Here is a 17,252-nt window from a genome sequence, read left to right on the forward strand (position 1 = left end):
TTATTTTAGGTGGGACGGTCTTTTTTTTCCTTGCCAAATGAAGAAGGCTTTTTACCCATTGTAATGGTAAGCACACCCCCTTTCATTATATCCCTGTATTTCAAATAGCTCCTGGTATAAGGCTTTCCATTTAAAGCGATCTTTTGAATATAGATATTATCTTCTGACTGGTTTAAAGCATTGATAACAAATTCCTTATTGCCCGGCAGCCTGATTATTGCCTGCTTCATTAAGGGTGACCCTAATATAAAATCTCCTTTGGTAGGACTTACCGGGTAAAACCCTAATGCCGACAATATATACCAGGTACTCATTTCGCCCATATCATCGTTACCACAAAGGCCATCAGGCTTAACCGTAAAAAAGCTATCGGTAAGTGCCCTGACCAGTTTGGCCGTTTTCCATGGCTCTCCTGTATAGGCATATAAATAGGCAATATGGTGATTGGGCTCGTTGCCCTGGGCATACTGCCCATAAAGCCCTGATACATCAGGCGATGCCGTAGGACCCAGGTCGGCAGGTGTGCTGAAAAAAGTATCCAGTCTTTTACTGAAAATGCTTTCACCCCCTAGCAGTTTCATCAGTCCTTTCACATCCTGTGGTACTAACCAGGTGTATTGCCAGGCCGTTCCTTCTGTAAAATCATGATCACGGTGTACGGCTTTCTGGTGATCAAAAGGTGTACGCCAGCTGCCATTGGCCATCCGCCCGCGCATATAGCCTACATGAGTATCATAATACATTTGATACAGGCCGGCACGTTTCATATAATAAGCATGATCTTCTTTTTTACCCATTGCTTCGGCCATTTGCGCAACGGCATAATCGCTTATGGCATACTCCAGCGCCTTGGCAACGGACTCTACCACGCTATCTGCCGGTATATATTGTAGCTGCTGTATATACTGTATACCATCTGTTTGCTGCATAGTACTATGTTTGAGGGCTTCATAAGCCAGGTTTACATCGTACTCCCGGAAACCCTTTAAATAAGCATCTACAATAATGGGAATAGCCGGGTAACCAACCATGCAATTGGTTTCGTTACTATGCAAATGCCACACAGGCAGCTTGCCCTGCTGCTTATAAATGTTTAAAAAATTATTTACCCAGTCGTTTACACGCTGCGGCTGTATAATAGTCATCAGCGGATGCAGCCCCCTGTAAGTATCCCACAAAGAAAAATTAGTGTAATTGGTACCCTTCTGCCGATTATAAGGTTTTAAATCTGCACCAAGATAATCGCCATTGACATCATCGTGAATATTGGGTGCAAAAAGACTGTGATAAAGCGCCGTATAAAATATTGTTTTATGCTTCTCATCTGCGTCATAATTAATCACAGACAAGGCTTTATTCCATTTTTCTTTAGCATCATTCCTAATCGCAGAAAAAGATCTGGTGCCTATCTCCTGGTCTATATTCAAAGCAGCATTCGCTTCGCTAACCGCGGATATGCCTACCTGTACCTCAATGCTTTCTCCCGGCTTCACATCAAAATAGATGGCGGCTTTTGATCTTGCGCCCCTCACCTCGTTCAGCTGTTTATCGGCTTTTAAACTATCATTATAAAAATCAATCGCTTTTATCTTCCTGCTAAACCTTAGCGTAAAGTAAAAACGCTGATCCGGTGCCCATCCTTTCGAAAACCTGTATCCCGCAATGGTATGATCTCCTGCAAGGCGGATAACACCATCATAAGGGCTGTCCCAGCCCATTGCAAAGCCAAGATCTACTAAAACATGCGCATTATCCGTTTTTTGAAAAGTATATTGATGATAGCCTGTTCTTTCTGTTGCTGTTAATGCAGCCTTTACCCCATACTTATCCAATTGCACTTCGTAGTAGCCCGGAATTACCTTTTCTTTAGCATGGGAGAAAAAAGCGCCGTAACCCGATTGCTCATTGCCGAACTGCATGGGCCGGATTTGCACCGGGCCTGTTGCAGGCAACATTAAAAGATCGTTCAGGTCCCCAATACCCGTACCGCTTAAATGAGTGTGGGTAAAGCCTAATATTTCTTCGCTTTTATAATTGTAGCCGCTGCACCAGCCCCAGCCATTTTGCTTATCCCATTTTTGCATAATATTTACCGGCCCCAACTGCACCCCGCCAAATGGCACATTAGCACCTACAAATACGTGCCCATCGCCCAGTGAGCCAATGTAAGGATTTACATAATCTGTATATTGTTGCTGAGCCCCTTTTCCCTGGGCATTAACCTCCACGGTAAAGAAAACCAGCACTAACAAAGCTGGTAAAACAAAATTTTTCATCTGTAAATGTTTATTTTTTCTATTATTGGATGTAATCTTCGATGATGATCGGCTGAACGTTTTAGATCATGGATATTCCGCTCCTACAAATTAAGTCAATCCAAAGGTATTATACAGCATACAGGCCAACTTTTAAAAAGTACACGGTTTGCACAGGCTTTTAGCTAACTAATATAAGCGATGAGCTGTTGTTTCAGAAATTTTCAGGATAACTTAGTTTCACAGGCCGGCTGCACTGCAGGCGGTAACTTACGATAATATACGGTTCATACAATAAACACGCTAAACATTTAACATGCAAACCAGAAAAATTACTGTTCAGGATTTTACCAATAGTCCCAGGGTACTCAATAATTTAAAAACGCTGAGAGAAGCTTTTGGGCCAAATGGCAGACCATTTGAAGTATCGGATGTGCTGGACACAGAGGGACATCAATATGTAAATCTCGTACAAAAAGGCGGTGGTGTTTTAGGCGTGGCGCTGGTGGGCTACACTTATGTTTTAGAGCAGATGGGCGTGCGGTTCTTGCGCCTGGCAGGTACAAGCGCCGGTGCTATTAATACAGCAATGCTTACGGTTATTGGCCAGAAGCAGGAAGAAAAATCAACCCGTGTGCTGGATGCCATCAGCAACCTCAATTTTTTTGACCTGGTGGATGGAGCGCCTGCGGCACGATGGATCATCAGGAAATTTATCACCCATAAAAACTATTTTAAGCGGGCCAGGAATACTGTGATAGGGCTTATAGCGCTTTTTACCCTGCTGCTGACAGGCAGCTTTGTTTTTTTGGTCCTGTCAAAAGAACAGGAGCAATTAGATGCTTTAAGCAATACATTGATTTTTGCGCTTATTGTTGTAATGATCATTTACGCTGAAATAATCCGTTATATCCTCGGACTTTTTAAAAAATTTAAAACTGCCGGGTATGGCATTAATCCCGGGAACTTTTTTTACAATTGGATAGAAAAGCAAATGCGCGACAATGGCGTAACCAACACCAGCGACCTTGTCAGCAAAGCCGGTCAGGAAATTCCCGGGTTGCACCTGCGGCACCAGCACCCGCAGGGCCTGTCAGCGCTAAACGGTGATGTAACGTTTATTACATCCGAACTGGCAACACAAAATAAAATAGAGTTCCCGGTAATGGCCGGCCTGTTCAGAAATAAAGAAAATGATGACCTGCACCCCGCAGGTTTTGTTCGGGCTTCTATGTCTATCCCTATGTTCTTTGAATCCTACTTTATAAAAGATATTCCCTGCAAAAATCCAGAGATAAAAAGGAAATGGAAAGATACATTTGATGAGGACGACCCTCCCAGCATAGCAAGATTTGTAGATGGCGGAATTCTTTCCAATTTTCCAATTAATATATTCTACAACCCAAGAGTAATGGTTCCCCGGTTGCCTTCTTTTGGCATTGACCTGGATGATGCTGCCCCGGAAGATAAAACCAAACATGCCTCCGGCTGGACCATGATGGGTTATTTTGGCCGTATTTTTAATACCATCCGTAATTATTATGATAAAGATTTCCAGCTAAAGAATAAAGTGTACTCACGCGGCGTTGGCACAATACCGCTGGCTGAATATAACTGGCTGAACTTTTTTGTTTCGGATAAAGATAAGCTGGCGATGTTTGAAAAAGGCGCTGAAGCAGCAACACAATTTCTTTTAACCTTCGACTGGGAAGCCTATAAGAACGACCGGGCTTTTATGCAGGCAACTATTGAAGGAAATAAGGGATAAATTGAATTGACAGTTGATAGCAGTGTTATGCTAGTGGTAAGCTCCCGTATTTGAGGTAAATACTGAATTGGCAGTGGTGAGTGAATACTGCATATTTAGAGGGATTTTCTCACGACCCACTACTAACAACCCAAAGTTAACCTAACAGGAGCTCCGGCTATTGTAATGCGCTTCTCCTTTCTTTTATAGCAGCTTCAAAATCTTCTATATTCATTGCATCTTCTATATAAAAAGCACCAATGCGCGTGCGGCGCAAGCTGCTTAAATAAGCACCACAGCCCAGCGCTGCGCCAAAGTCATTAGCCAGGCTGCGTATATAAGTACCGGTAGAACAAACTACCTTAAAAGATACAACAGGTAATTGCGAAGCATCTACTTCAAATTGTTTTATGATTATTTTCCTGGGCTCCAGCTTTACATCTACCCCTTTGCGTGCCAGTTCATATACCCGCTTACCATCTTTTTTAATAGCAGAATGAATAGGAGGCACCTGTTCTATTTCCCCGATAAACTGGTGCGTGGCATTTTGAATAGCGGCTTCTGTTAAAGCATCGGCAGATCGGAAATTTCCCGGCTCGCTTTCGAGGTCGTAGGTGGGTGTGGTAGCTCCTAATGTAAAGGTGCCGGTGTACTCTTTTTCCTGTGCCATGTATTCGTTTATCTTTTTAGTGAACTTTCCGGTACATACGATCAGCAGGCCGGTAGCTAACGGATCGAGCGTACCGGCATGGCCTACCTTTTTTATTTTTACCAGATTACGGATCTTTCTCACCGCGTCAAACGATGTCCAGTGTAAGGGTTTATCAATCACTAATACCGCACCTTCTTCGAAATTGGTTGTTTGCAAATCGGCCACAGTCATATGCCAGGGGTAAAGATTTTTAAATTAATTTTCAGTGTTGCTTTTGGGGCTTACAGCCAATTCGTTCAAAATATTTTCCAGCCTTACGTTAAGCGTTTCCAGAGGCGTGTACCCTTCTGCCAGTAAATAGAATTTTGTATCGTTAACTTGCAGCAGCAACTTAGGAAAACCCGTTACCTGCAACTGGCGGCATAAAGCAAACTCATATTTCGCTTTGTCTGCATAAGCCGTATCGGTAAGCTTTTGATAAAAAACTTCGGCAGGAACATTATATTTTTCCAACAGATGCCGGTACGCTTCGCCATCGCTCAAATCGCGCCCTTCTTCAAACAGGGCTTTTTGAAAATCGGCGGCAACCTGCACCTGCTTTTCAGGAGCATACTCTTTAAAAATACATAAGGCTATAGCAGGTGTTAATGATTCGGGAACCCAATCACTTTGATCAGGGTTTTGAATATGCCACAGGTAATCGGCACCAAATGTAGCACCTGTCAGCTCTTCTACCCTTTTATAGCCGTCGCCGATAAATCCGGCCATCACTTTTATGGGTTTAGCAGATTCTTTAGGAATCATACCGCCGCTCAGCACCTCAAAATGAAAAGGGTCTTTATACTGCGCTGCAAATGTCACTATTGTCTTGCTAAAACCAAAACACCAGCCACAATGCGCATCGTAACAATAGTAAAAAGTCATGCTGCAAAAATAGACTCCAATCTACACATTATCTTAATTTTTTTAACCGCATCGCCTTATGCAGGATGAGCTATACGCTATAAGGGAAGGGTACGATGAAGATCGCCAGGTTATGTTTATTGCCGGGAGACAATAACTATTTTCTATTTTTACTGCATGAACAGACTTTCGGATTTGCAGGATACGATAGTGGCGCTTGCTACACCACCCGGCGTTGGCGCCATTGGTGTAATAAGACTAAGCGGCAATGAAGCGATCGATATAGCAGATAAGATTTTTAAAGGCAAAAAGCTAAACGGCCGGGAAAGCCATACAGTACATTTTGGCCATATCATAACACCCTCACAGGGCGAGGTGATTGATGAAGTAGTGGTAACCATTTATAAAGCACCTAAAAGTTATACCGGTGAAAATACAGTGGAGATAAGCGGTCACGGCTCACCCTATATTTTGCAAAAGATCATTGAAGCCTGCATTGCGGCCGGGGCGCGGCTGGCAAAGCCCGGAGAGTTTACACAGCGTGCCTTTTTGAATGGCAAGCTCGACCTGGCACAGGCTGAGGCTGTAGCCGACCTGATTGCAGCAAACAGCAAAGCGGCACAGCAAACAGCGCTGAACCAGCTGCGCGGTGGTTTTTCAAACGACTTAAAACTACTACGTGATGAATTGATCAGTTTTGCCGCATTGATAGAACTGGAGCTGGACTTCAGCGATGAGGATGTGGAATTTGCCGACAGGAAAAAATTCATGAGCTTAATCTCAGATCTAAAATCTAAAATCTCGAACCTGCTCGATTCGTTTAAGCTGGGCAACGCCATTAAACACGGGATCAGCGTAGCGATCATTGGTAAACCGAACGCGGGCAAGTCAACTTTGTTAAATGCTTTGCTCAATGAAGAGCGCGCTATTGTGAGCGATATTGCAGGAACCACGCGCGATACTATAGAAGAAACTTTAAATATTAACGGCGTATTGTTCAGGCTGATCGATACGGCCGGTATCCGCGATCACAGCAGCGATCATATAGAGAAGCTCGGTATTGAACGCAGCAAACAAAATGCTGAAAAAGCGGATATTATTATTCACCTGGTCGACCTGACGGATAAAAAAGACTATGAATTTGACTGGCTGAAATCGTACTTATCTAAAACGATCACGGTGTTTAACAAGTCTGACCTCGTAAGTGAAGCTCCAGGCACCACCGCTCCCACGTCCCGGCTTTTTCTTTCTGCAAAAAACCGGGAAGGCATAGATCTGGTGAAGCAGGCGCTTTACAAAAAAGCCATTGGTAAAGAAATAAATACTGAAAGCACTATTATTACCAATGCCCGCCACCACGAAGCCCTATCAAAAATAATAGAGAGTATTGAAGCGATTGAAGCTGGAATGGCCAGTAACCTCAGCGGAGACCTTTTAACTATTGATATTCGCCGTGCTTTGCACTACCTGGGTGAAATCACCGGGCAGGTGGAAGTAGACAGGGATATACTGGGAACAATATTCGGGAAGTTTTGCATTGGGAAGTAGCCGGTGGAAACAATGGGAAAACAAATGAAACAATAAGAAGCTGAAATGCTTGTCCCACCTGTATTTCAGCTGAATTTCATTTTCCGATTGTTTCCTTTCTTACGGTTATTGATTCCAAATTTTTATTGAGTATTTATTGATTTTAATTTCAGGCTCAATAAAACTCAATACAAGTAGCGCATATCGAAAGTCTAGATGTGTGTCACATCCAAAATGTGTAGAGACTCAAGTGTTAAATCAACATATAAGTAGGACAAAAGGTGAAGTTATTAAATTTGATATTGCAGGCGCAATGATCTTGGCTAAGACAGAAGCCTGCGATGACGGATTCAGTTTTATTATCTTTAGTATAAAATAAGATTATGTTCAAGGATATTGATAAGGATTCAAGAAAATTATTAATTATTGGATGTCTCGGCATTTGTCTAACTATTCTTTTAATTCTTTTCATGCCAGTTATCGTTACTTCGTCAACTATACTTCCGTTTGAGACGACCTCTCCTAATGAAATTGGTGATACAATTGGCGGTGTAACTGCCCCTATAGTAGGTGTACTAGGAGTCGGACTTACATTTTTAGCCTTTTGGGCACAGTATGAAGCAAACAAAGAGCAGAGAAGACAATTTACAAAAACAATTGAACGGTTAGATGATGAAAAAAAAGAGCAATTTTTTGAAAATCAGTTTTACGAAATGTTGAGATTACATAAAGAGAATGTGAATGCTGTTCGAACTAGATTTCCAAATAATATTTTAGATGTCAATGACAACAGTTCAACGGAATATACCGGACGGGAAGCTCTTTCAAAAATACTAGATCATTTTCATTACTTTCTTGATTCGGCTTTCTATACTTTTAGTTTTGATCAGGACGATTATGAAAGCTTGTATAAAATGTTTTTTTGGGGATACGAGGATAAATATTTTAACAGAATAAGAGAGAAACATGCTGCAGTTAAATTACTCCCTCAAGGTAATGCTGGTAATACTATTGGAAACGACGATTGGCTGTGCACACTAATGGGGCATCATATAGGGTATTCGTCTCACTTGGCACATTACTTTAGACACCTCTATGCTATGGTTAAATTAGTTGCGAATAGCAGCATCTCCGAAGATGAAAAGATGAGATACCTGAAAGTTGTCAGAGCACAATTATCTAATCAAGAACAAGCATTGCTATTTTACAATTGGATTTGCAGAAAATATGGCGAAAACTGGGAAAAGGGTGATAACAGATATTTTACTAAATATAGAATGATCCACAATATATGGCCTAAACATTTGTATCAAGCCCATTTCATTATTGATAAACTTAATTTTTTGATAGATAAATATAACGAGGACGAGAAGTCTTCTAAACCATTATTTGAATTTCAAGAAGATGACGTAAATTATAAATATTCCTTCTAACGTCGAGATAAGACAAAAAGGGCGGCTCATCTAAAACACAGAACCTGTTCGTAACTCATTACTTTAATTGCAATAAATTTTCGTGGAAATAATTATAATTGAGTTACAGCGATTTTCTTCGATTAAAAAAATAGAAAGACCATGCAATACTCAATACCCGTTTACGATCCATATTTGGAAGGTAGAAAACAAGTTGCTACCGCGATACTATCCTCGGGATCTGTTCAATTTGTCGGTTTGGATTTAACAAAGTACGGAGAATGGTATGTTCAATTTGGAAATCGCGGGGATGGAACTAAATTTGAAGCAATAACTCTATTACCTCCAGACGATACTAACAATATTACTGTCGATATGCAAACTGTGAGAGAAATTTCTTGATCATTTTTTATCATTAATGTCAATCTTCATCATTTATTATACTGGCTTGTTAGAAATAAAGCAAGATTTCTGAGTATGTCATTTCTTTTCTTTAGGACTTATATAAGTAGTAGAGTAATAAACGGTAAAAAAGGAATTTGCCTGAAACAATGGGAAAACAAAGGAAACAATAAGAAGCTGAAATGATTATCCCGCCCGTGTTTCACCTGAACTTCATTTTCCGATTGCTTCCTTTTGTATAGCTGTTCATCCAAAAGTTGTATTGAGTATCTATTGAATTTAATTTCAGCTCAATAAAACTCAATACAAACTATGACAGTTAAGCTTCGCAAACGGGAATTAAAGGAAAAAGGAACCTACGCTCTTTATTTGGACCTGTATGCTCATAAGAAACAATGGCAGGAAAATTTGAAACTATACCTGGAGAGTGAAAAAGGTAATCCCGGTGCCAAACCGGTAAATAAACAAACCTTACAAATTGCAGAGCGAATAAGAGTTGAACGGTTACATCAACTGCAGAATGATGCCTTTGGTTACAAACAACCAGTAAAGACTTTTATCTCCTTCAATGATTACTTTCTTGAATTATGGAAAGAACGCCAGCGCACCGGTGTTAACTTTGGTAGTTGGGATAGTGTTTATAAACACCTCAATAATTTCAATAAGAAAATTCTGTTTACCGAGTTGTCAGAACGATTTTTAGAGGAGTTTAAGGTTTACCTTTTATCAAAGGTGAAGAATAATTCAGCATCGCAATATTTTAATGTGATGAAACACGCTGTACATGAAGCCTACAGGAACCGCCTATTACGAGAAAACCCTGCTGATCGTGTAAAGTGTATTCGGGAGGTTAATACAAAAAGAGAATATCTCACCAAAGAAGAAATTGAGAAGTTAATTAAAGCGGAATGCAGGTATGATGTTTTAAAACGTGCATTTCTTTTCTCCTGCTTCACAGGGTTAAGGTGGAGTGATATACATAAACTTACATGGGATGAAATACGGGTGATTGATGGGGTTCATCATATCTGTTTTACCCAGAAGAAAACACAAAACTCGGAGGTATTACCTATATCTGAAACAGCTGTTAAGTTGATGGGTAATCGAGGTAAAGATGATGGTAGAGTTTTTGTTGGGTTACAATACAGCGATTATATGAACGTAGCCCTGTTGCGGTGGTGTTTATCAGCGGGTATCACCAAACACATAACCTTCCATTGTGGCAGGCACACCAACGCTGTGATGTTGTTAAATAATGGAGTTGACATCTATACCGTATCTAAGATGCTAGGCCATAAGGAACTTAAAACAACTTCTATTTATGCAAAGGTTATGAATAAAACAAAAGTGGCTGCTGTGGATGCGCTACCGGTATTTGAGATTTAAACTACACTTGAAATAAATAGTAAAGGAGCTAATTGGCTCCTTTTTTTATGGGAAAAATTTCTCTAATAAGAGAGTACTCCGTACCTTTGTAATGGTCAGAGTTGAAACCTGTTTCCGTACTACCCGGTTTCTTATCCTCTAGTACCAAATCGCTTTTGGTGTAGTGCCCAAAAAACAATCGAACATCGACATAATATTTTAATCTTTTTTCTCATGAAAGAGATTCTTAGTGCTATTGAGGCCTTACTCAATAGCAAGCTGGGAAAGGTATGTAGTGAATACCTAGATTCCCAAGATGCATGTTTGTTTTTGGGCATTAGTAAAAGTACACTTTACAAAAAAAATTTAAACAAGGAGATTCCTTATTACAAGCCTAAGGGATCAAAAAAGGTGTATTACAAGCGCGAAGATCTTATCGCCTACATCACAGCATGCAAATTGCTGTCAAGAGATGATATAGATCAGCAGGCTACCGAATTTTTTACACATAAAAAAGGAGGTAGTTATGTTTGATAATGTCACATTTCAAATAGAAAAATTTACTCCGGATGACTTTAACCGGTTAGTATCCGACTGGGTTAGACAGCCAGTACAATCAAAAAATGGTTGGTACCGCACTGACTGGTGTAACCTCCGCATTAACTACTACCCTAATCAAAATCTGATTAGGGTTAGTAATTCAATTCACAAGTTTTATAGTGAGGAGATATCAGGTTTGGGTCTCACTAACGCCAATGATTACTCATTTCTGAAAGTTGAAGAAACAATTAAATACTTTGAAGCTGCGTTTAATCGCAGCGCATCTCAAATGGATTTAGTTGGTCGCTTGGAATATGGATTGAACATCGATACCGGTGCTATTAAACCCTTCACTATAATTGACAGGTACCAGTCTATAGTTACGACAGCTACCAACCCCTTCTATGTGTTTTATAACAAGGGTGGAAAGCCTTACAGCAAGTTCTGCTCATTTACTCACTACACCATTAAGTGTTATGATAAAGGTAAACAAATGGGGTTGTATGGTACAAACCTCATGAGGTATGAAGTCGTACACCACTCATCGCTTCGGACAAAACAGGTGTTCGGTAGCAAGAGTGTTTCGGTTTCAGACTTGTTCAGTATTGAAACGTGGAATAAGTGCTTTGAAATAATATCAACCTCTTACGATAACATTCGTGTGATAGCTTTTCCTGATGTTGATTCAATAGAATATGCAAAAACGCTTTGCTACTCATTACCACTACTTAGCAAGGACTATAAAACACAATTTCAAAAAATATCTAACGAACTAAAAAAGGCTCACGAAAAAATCAAATCAGCTCCTGATAGTCTTCACACTGAAGTTCGGAACAAGTTAAGTAACAAATACAGTGAGTTAGTGGCAAATTCTTCATCATCAAAAGCATCAAATTATGGAAAGAATAATTAGACCTACAGATAAATTTAGAGACAATTATGCTGCAATTGCCACTTACAATACAATTGTAAAAACGCATGATTCTGTCTTTTTAACCGGAGGTGCGGGTACTGGTAAATCTACACTATTGAAACTTATAATTGAGAATGTAGATAAGAACTTTATAGTAGTCGCACCTACGGGTATCGCCGCGCATAATGTAAACGGAAAAACAATAAACTCAACATTTAACTTTCCACCTTCGTTTAATTACCCGACAGATGAGTTTATAAATAGTATTAAGTATCACAAATCTCAGAAAAATGTTTTATGGAATTTACACCTCCTTATAATTGACGAAATTTCCATGGTAAACCCTTGTGTTTTAGATTCCATAAACGAAGTATTAAAGAAGATACATAATTCTTCGCGGCCATTTGGAGGAGTACAAGTCTTATTTATAGGTGACCTATATCAGTTGCCACCAGTGTTAAATAAAGATGAGTTAAAAAATATTAGATACAATTGGGGAAGTGAGTTCTTTTTTGATTCAAACACACTTAAAGAATTTGATTATAAAATATATGAACTTGATCAGGTGTATAGGCAACAAAACGATCTACAATTTATTGAACTATTAAATGATATTAGGACTGGTTCAATAAATGCAGCTGAGTTAGATTTACTCAACAACTCATGTTTAAATAGGAAGCACTCAAATGAAGGTTCCGTAGTTCTAACAACTCTCCGAGCTACTGCAGATCATTTAAATTATATAAAGATGAAAGAGCTATTAGGGAAGGAATACGTGTATGGATCTTATTATGCAGGTGATATTAGTTGGAACAATTTGCCTGCTGAAAGTCATCTGCACTTGAAAAAGAAAGCCAGAGTTGTTTTTACAAAAAACAACAAGCATCTAGGCTATCAAAATGGTACGTTGGGTTCAGTTATTTCTTTAAACAAAGATTCAATAATCGTTGAGACAGATGCAGGAGTCGAAATCGATGTTCCAATGGAAGATTGGTCTGAGTTTAAGTATGATTGGGACGCAGAAAATAATAAAATAGTACAAAAAGAGGTGGGTCTTTTTAGGCAGTATCCCTTAAGAGTTGCATACGCTTTGACGGTTCATAAAACTCAAGGAAGTACCCTTAAAAAAGTTCACTTTGATGTTTGCAACGGAGCGTTCAGCGCTGGTCAGGTATATGTAGCCCTGTCAAGATGTACAAGCATCGATAATTTGAGTTTTGAACGTCCCTTGAAAATGAGTGACATCATAGTAAGTAAGACGGTTAAAGATTTTTTTATTAGTAAAGGTCAGAAGAACAAATTACAGGGTTTATAATATACCGGTAAACTTAAGTCATATTGTATCTTACCAGTATCACTTATTCTAATCGGGGTACAATAATCATGTGAAAGGACATGTCGAAAATCACGGGAGGGTTAATTACCACTTAAAGTATGGATAAGTGAGGTAACCCTCCCTTATTATATGGTAGAATATGTACCAATCATTTCACCTGATTCAGAACAGGAAGGTAACTGATTAACCAAAACCCTCTTTAAACACCGGAAACCATGTTTCTGATATAAGTATCTATCCATCCAAAAAGACCTTCGAGATTCAAGGGAAAACTACCGGAAAAACGATTTTAGTGATGGTGTTTCATAATACTACTAAATAAATTACTTTTACCACGAAAAATAAAAAATATGTAAGAGATATTAAATATTCGCGTTCGTAAACTGTTTCTGTCCTTGAAAAGTCGAAAATTAAAGTACAACAGGAAAGGTTTAGCAAACGCTCAGGCATGGGTCTGGGTGATGCTTTACTTTGTTGTACAGGGCTTCGACTCCCTCAAGGACAAGTAAATGTCAATTACTCAGGCTTTTTTTTGTTATAGTATTTCAAATCATAAAACACCCAAACCAGGGAGGTTGAAAACTTCCGGATAAAGAACCGCTAATTGCATTTATAACCGCACATCAGGCATCTAAAAGGTAACAACAAATGGTGCCTGTAACCACAGACTAAGTACTCTTTAAAACAAAAATCTGAAACCAAATCGCAGATGAGTTCTAATCCTAAAAAGTCGGAAATAATACTACAACTATACTCAAGATTAAAACAGTCCCCCTGCTCCATTGACATACTAGAAGTATGGAAAAGAAAAAATGGGTACCAGTTCTCGCGAAGAACCTTATACCGATACATGAATGAACTATCCAATAATTTAAAAATAAAAGGAGAAGAAATTGAAGTAATTGACGGGGAGTATAATAGAAGAATATGGAAGTTGGTAAGTAGTAAGGGTGGCAGGGAGTTAACAACCTATGACATTAATACCTTCTACCTATTGAAAACTTTCACTCCTAGTAGTATCCTGGAACATCGCAAGGATTTCTTTGAAAAATTGGAAAGACAGTTTTATAGTACAAATTCCTTTTCAAAATTCGAAAGTTCAGTTGACGCTTATACTTTAGGTTTGAGGAATACAAATTTTTATGAAGCACAATACACGAAACATCAACACGAGATCATTGAACAATGTATATGGGCCATTCAGAATAAAAAGAAGATAGTTATTAAGTGTTTAGTATCGCCGTTTGATTTGGATATTAATAAAGTGAATACCGGTGACACGTTTTTCCCTTTGTTATTGCTACATCATCGTGGATTACTACACCTGGTTGCTTACAACTATACAAAGAGATGTATTGTTATTATTGGCTTTCAGGCGTTAGAAGAAATCACTTTAACCAACCAAAATTTTAATTCAGATCGCTACTATAGGGAAGTGGAAACCTTTAATATAAATCACTTCGGTATCACACAGAATATAAATCAGAAAATCTATAATATAGAGTTAGAGTTTGATAGGGGGACAGGACATTATATTAGTTGCTTTTTCTGGCATGTGACACAGAAAATATCGGAACAGCCTAATGGAAAGTTTAGGATGACACTTCGTTGTGGTATTAATGGAGAATTAATAGGATGGATTTTCAATGGATGAGTAATGTGAGGGTTGTAAAACCATCGGTTTTAAAAAGACTTGTAACTGATTGTTTAAAAGAAACAATTAGTTACAATAATCTCAGTAATGACGAGATAAAAAAACACCAGTTTTGGAAGTAGTGAGTTAAATCGTGATTGTCTTTACCTGACAATCCTTTGTGGTTTGTTTGCAGGTCTGAATATATTTTTAGCAAGACAACTGTCCTTCAATTAAATGTTTGTATACTCATGAATAAAATACTTGGGGTATTCGCTTCGTTATTCGGTATTACTGCGGTTTTCATGGATTGGGTAAAAATTCCGATACAAGGAAGCATTGCTGGAATACACGATTTGACCGGTAAGATTGCTCTACTTGCTTTTATTCTTTCTGGAATTCTTTTCTTAAGCGATACCGCACGCTATAAACTTATACTATCTATAGGAACCGCAGTATGTTCTGTTGTTGCCGGATTGTCTGGTGCATACTTTATATCTGGTATTGAGGATCTCAAAAAAAATATAATAGATTCCAGTAACTTATCGATCAAGGGTATTATTATGAGAGCTTATTATAATCCTTCGGAATTTGTAATTGAACATGGATGTTATCTTGCTATATCAATGGGTGCATTGTCACTGCTTATTTCATTGTTTTCTATAGCATATAGTAGTAACGACAATAATTACCCATCGAAACCAGTTTTAGTATCCTCCGAATCCGAGGAGGATACTAAGAGTATCAGTAAACTCAGTGTGCTAGAATCAATTGTTATCGGTATAGCCGTAGTATCAATATTATTCGGTATTATTTCATACTTAAAACAAGATAAGGGTAATAATCTAAGTATCGCTCCCAAGGTTGATTCAACACACAAGGCTGACACCGTTATACCATTGAGAAAATCTTCTCATAAGGAGATTTCTAAAAGTTCTATTATTTCAGATGATGATTTATCCTACGATGGTACAAAAAATTTAATAACAAATATCTTTCCAGAGGTTGAAACAATCTATGATAGTGCATTCAGAACCTTAAATGCCCGTGGAGTATCCAGACAATACTTTGTAGATAAAGTAAAGGAGCTCAATTACCAAATAAATGGGATTAAGAAGAAGATCGTGATACTGGGTTCTTATGAATACCAAAATAATCAAGTGAATATTTGTCACCCTTGCCATCCGTTGCTTACTCTTATAAGATTCCGTAAAGACGATGATGGTAAATTATATTTCGAACAGATTGAGAAGGATGCGCCTTGGTCTAGCGGTAGCTGGGGGACCGCCTCAGAGATAAAGATTGTAAAACAAAAAGGAAGATTATTACTAAAGGTTTTTAGCGCTTATGGAAATTTTGGAGAAAGTACAGAAGTTACAACTTTCTACGATCCCGAAGACTTTAAACAGGTTGGTAATAGTACCAATGTTCATTATCCAGCGGAAAGTTAAAATATCAAACTTGTTCTCGGCATATAGATGATTTTTTATTCTTACTTACCAAATCCTTATGCTGACTAAGAAACCTTCGGAAATCAAAGGAAAACATTGTTAGATTTGATTTTCCTTTTATCGGATTGACAACATTTGACAAACTGGTTATTTATCTTGCAACCCCAAAAAATATATTATGAGAATTCATTTTTTAATGACATTGCTTTTCATTTCTATGCTACCTTCTTGTAAGAAAAGTGTCAATAATGCTGGTATTAGTATAGAAGGTGATTATAGTCTATTGCAGTCTCTGCCACTTTCATACGGGGTTCGCGATGCCGGATCGCAGGTGTATAACCTGAAAAATAATTTGATTGCTTTCACCGGTAAGGGAGATCGTGGTATATGGGTTAAAGTGTTTGATAAGACAACAAAAGATAAACTTTCAGAGTGGCATACTAGGGAATTACTAGATTCATTTAATATTCCTAAAGTTGATTCATTAAGGTCGCCGGTTTTAGATACTTCGAAGATGCCGATCATCCCATTAAAGGTAGATATGGTCAAGATGTCTATAAAAGACGTTTTCGTGGACAACAACATCGCAGCTTTCATTGTAGAACCAGATAACTATATTTCATTTATGTACGCAAGATTGCAGTCTCCTTGCTATCTCTACATCATCAGTAAGGGTAAGGAAATAAAGAAACCTCTTTTCAGTACCTTTTCATCTCCGGATATATTCGCCTTTAGATTTGGACAAATGCCGGATTCTGAGAATAAGAACTTGATACCTTTGATACCTGCCCGGATACATTCAAAAGTTGATCTTGATCCAGAAGATAAAGAGTATTGGTTTTTGAATCGTGACGGAGAAGTTGTGAAGAAGGTGGAGAGTGAACCTCCTATTTAGATTTTCAAAATTTATGCAGGAATTAAATTTCTTTTTCTCCCTGAATTAATATCAATCCTTATAGTATACTGAGGAATCGAACGATACCTTCGAGAATCAAAGGAAAACTATCCGGTGACATGAAAATGCTCCGACTACTTATGATAATGACGTATATAAGCACAAGAGAAAGTCATTCCTTAAGACTAAAGCTTCTCCGGTAAGTCATAATTATTTTTCGA

At 38.5% G+C, this 17,252-nt stretch carries 14 protein-coding genes; 11 read left to right on the top strand and 3 right to left on the bottom strand.

What is annotated here, in order from left to right:
• Positions 1 to 5: 5 nt before the first annotated feature.
• Positions 6 to 2,276 (bottom strand): GH92 family glycosyl hydrolase, encoded by a 2,271-nt coding sequence (locus ACYVBM_RS03025; RefSeq protein WP_460684134.1) that lies wholly within the window; start codon positions 2,274 to 2,276, stop codon positions 6 to 8.
• 295 nt (positions 2,277 to 2,571) lie between these two features.
• On the opposite strand from ACYVBM_RS03025, the gene ACYVBM_RS03030 reads away from it, so the two are divergent.
• Positions 2,572 to 4,023, top strand: coding sequence for a patatin-like phospholipase family protein (locus ACYVBM_RS03030; protein ID WP_460684135.1), 1,452 nt, complete (start codon positions 2,572 to 2,574; stop codon positions 4,021 to 4,023).
• 157 nt (positions 4,024 to 4,180) lie between these two features.
• On the opposite strand, the gene truB is transcribed toward ACYVBM_RS03030, so the two are convergent.
• Together truB and ACYVBM_RS03040 are read right to left on the bottom strand one after the other, a co-directional pair.
• Complete coding sequence (gene truB, locus ACYVBM_RS03035; protein ID WP_460684136.1) at positions 4,181 to 4,885, bottom strand: tRNA pseudouridine(55) synthase TruB; 705 nt, start codon at positions 4,883 to 4,885, stop codon at positions 4,181 to 4,183.
• Between the two features lie 24 nt (positions 4,886 to 4,909).
• Entirely contained in the window at positions 4,910 to 5,578 is a 669-nt protein-coding gene (locus tag ACYVBM_RS03040; protein ID WP_460684137.1) for a DsbA family protein, read from the bottom strand.
• A 156-nt stretch (positions 5,579 to 5,734) separates the two neighbouring features.
• Between ACYVBM_RS03040 and mnmE the strand changes: the two genes are divergently transcribed.
• From mnmE to ACYVBM_RS03090, 10 genes are all read left to right on the top strand, one after another.
• Positions 5,735 to 7,105 (top strand): tRNA uridine-5-carboxymethylaminomethyl(34) synthesis GTPase MnmE, encoded by a 1,371-nt coding sequence (gene mnmE / locus ACYVBM_RS03045; RefSeq protein WP_460684138.1) that lies wholly within the window; start codon positions 5,735 to 5,737, stop codon positions 7,103 to 7,105.
• Positions 7,106 to 7,467: 362 nt separating this feature from the next.
• Positions 7,468 to 8,517 (top strand): putative phage abortive infection protein, encoded by a 1,050-nt coding sequence (locus ACYVBM_RS03050; RefSeq protein WP_460684139.1) that lies wholly within the window; start codon positions 7,468 to 7,470, stop codon positions 8,515 to 8,517.
• Positions 8,518 to 8,658: 141 nt separating this feature from the next.
• Positions 8,659 to 8,898, top strand: a complete 240-nt coding sequence (locus tag ACYVBM_RS03055) for a hypothetical protein (protein ID WP_460684140.1) — start codon at positions 8,659 to 8,661, stop codon at positions 8,896 to 8,898.
• Positions 8,899 to 9,210: 312 nt separating this feature from the next.
• Complete coding sequence (locus tag ACYVBM_RS03060) at positions 9,211 to 10,284, top strand: tyrosine-type recombinase/integrase (protein WP_460684141.1); 1,074 nt, start codon at positions 9,211 to 9,213, stop codon at positions 10,282 to 10,284.
• Between the two features lie 213 nt (positions 10,285 to 10,497).
• The gene (locus ACYVBM_RS03065) at positions 10,498 to 10,797 is read left to right on the top strand and encodes a helix-turn-helix domain-containing protein (RefSeq protein WP_460684142.1); all 300 of its coding nucleotides are present in this window, start codon (positions 10,498 to 10,500) and stop codon (positions 10,795 to 10,797) included.
• Positions 10,790 to 11,716 carry a hypothetical protein gene (locus tag ACYVBM_RS03070; RefSeq protein ID WP_460684143.1) on the top strand — a complete coding sequence of 309 codons (927 nt, stop codon included), beginning with the start codon at positions 10,790 to 10,792 and terminating at the stop codon, positions 11,714 to 11,716. Before ACYVBM_RS03065 ends, ACYVBM_RS03070 begins: the two co-directional genes overlap by 8 nt.
• A complete protein-coding gene (locus tag ACYVBM_RS03075; RefSeq protein WP_460684144.1) occupies positions 11,700 to 13,031 on the top strand; it encodes an ATP-dependent DNA helicase in 1,332 nt (443 codons plus the stop codon). The genes ACYVBM_RS03070 and ACYVBM_RS03075 overlap by 17 nt, the downstream gene beginning before the upstream one ends.
• Before the next feature lie 871 nt (positions 13,032 to 13,902).
• On the top strand, positions 13,903 to 14,706 hold the full coding sequence (locus ACYVBM_RS03080; protein ID WP_460684145.1) for a WYL domain-containing protein: 804 nt from the start codon (positions 13,903 to 13,905) through the stop codon (positions 14,704 to 14,706).
• 230 nt (positions 14,707 to 14,936) lie between these two features.
• Positions 14,937 to 16,136, top strand: a complete 1,200-nt coding sequence (locus tag ACYVBM_RS03085; protein WP_460684146.1) for a hypothetical protein — start codon at positions 14,937 to 14,939, stop codon at positions 16,134 to 16,136.
• Positions 16,137 to 16,314: 178 nt separating this feature from the next.
• A complete protein-coding gene (locus tag ACYVBM_RS03090; RefSeq protein WP_460684147.1) occupies positions 16,315 to 17,031 on the top strand; it encodes a hypothetical protein in 717 nt (238 codons plus the stop codon).
• The last annotated feature ends 221 nt before the right edge of the window (positions 17,032 to 17,252 follow it).

This window comes from Niabella aquatica (assembly GCF_054779315.1).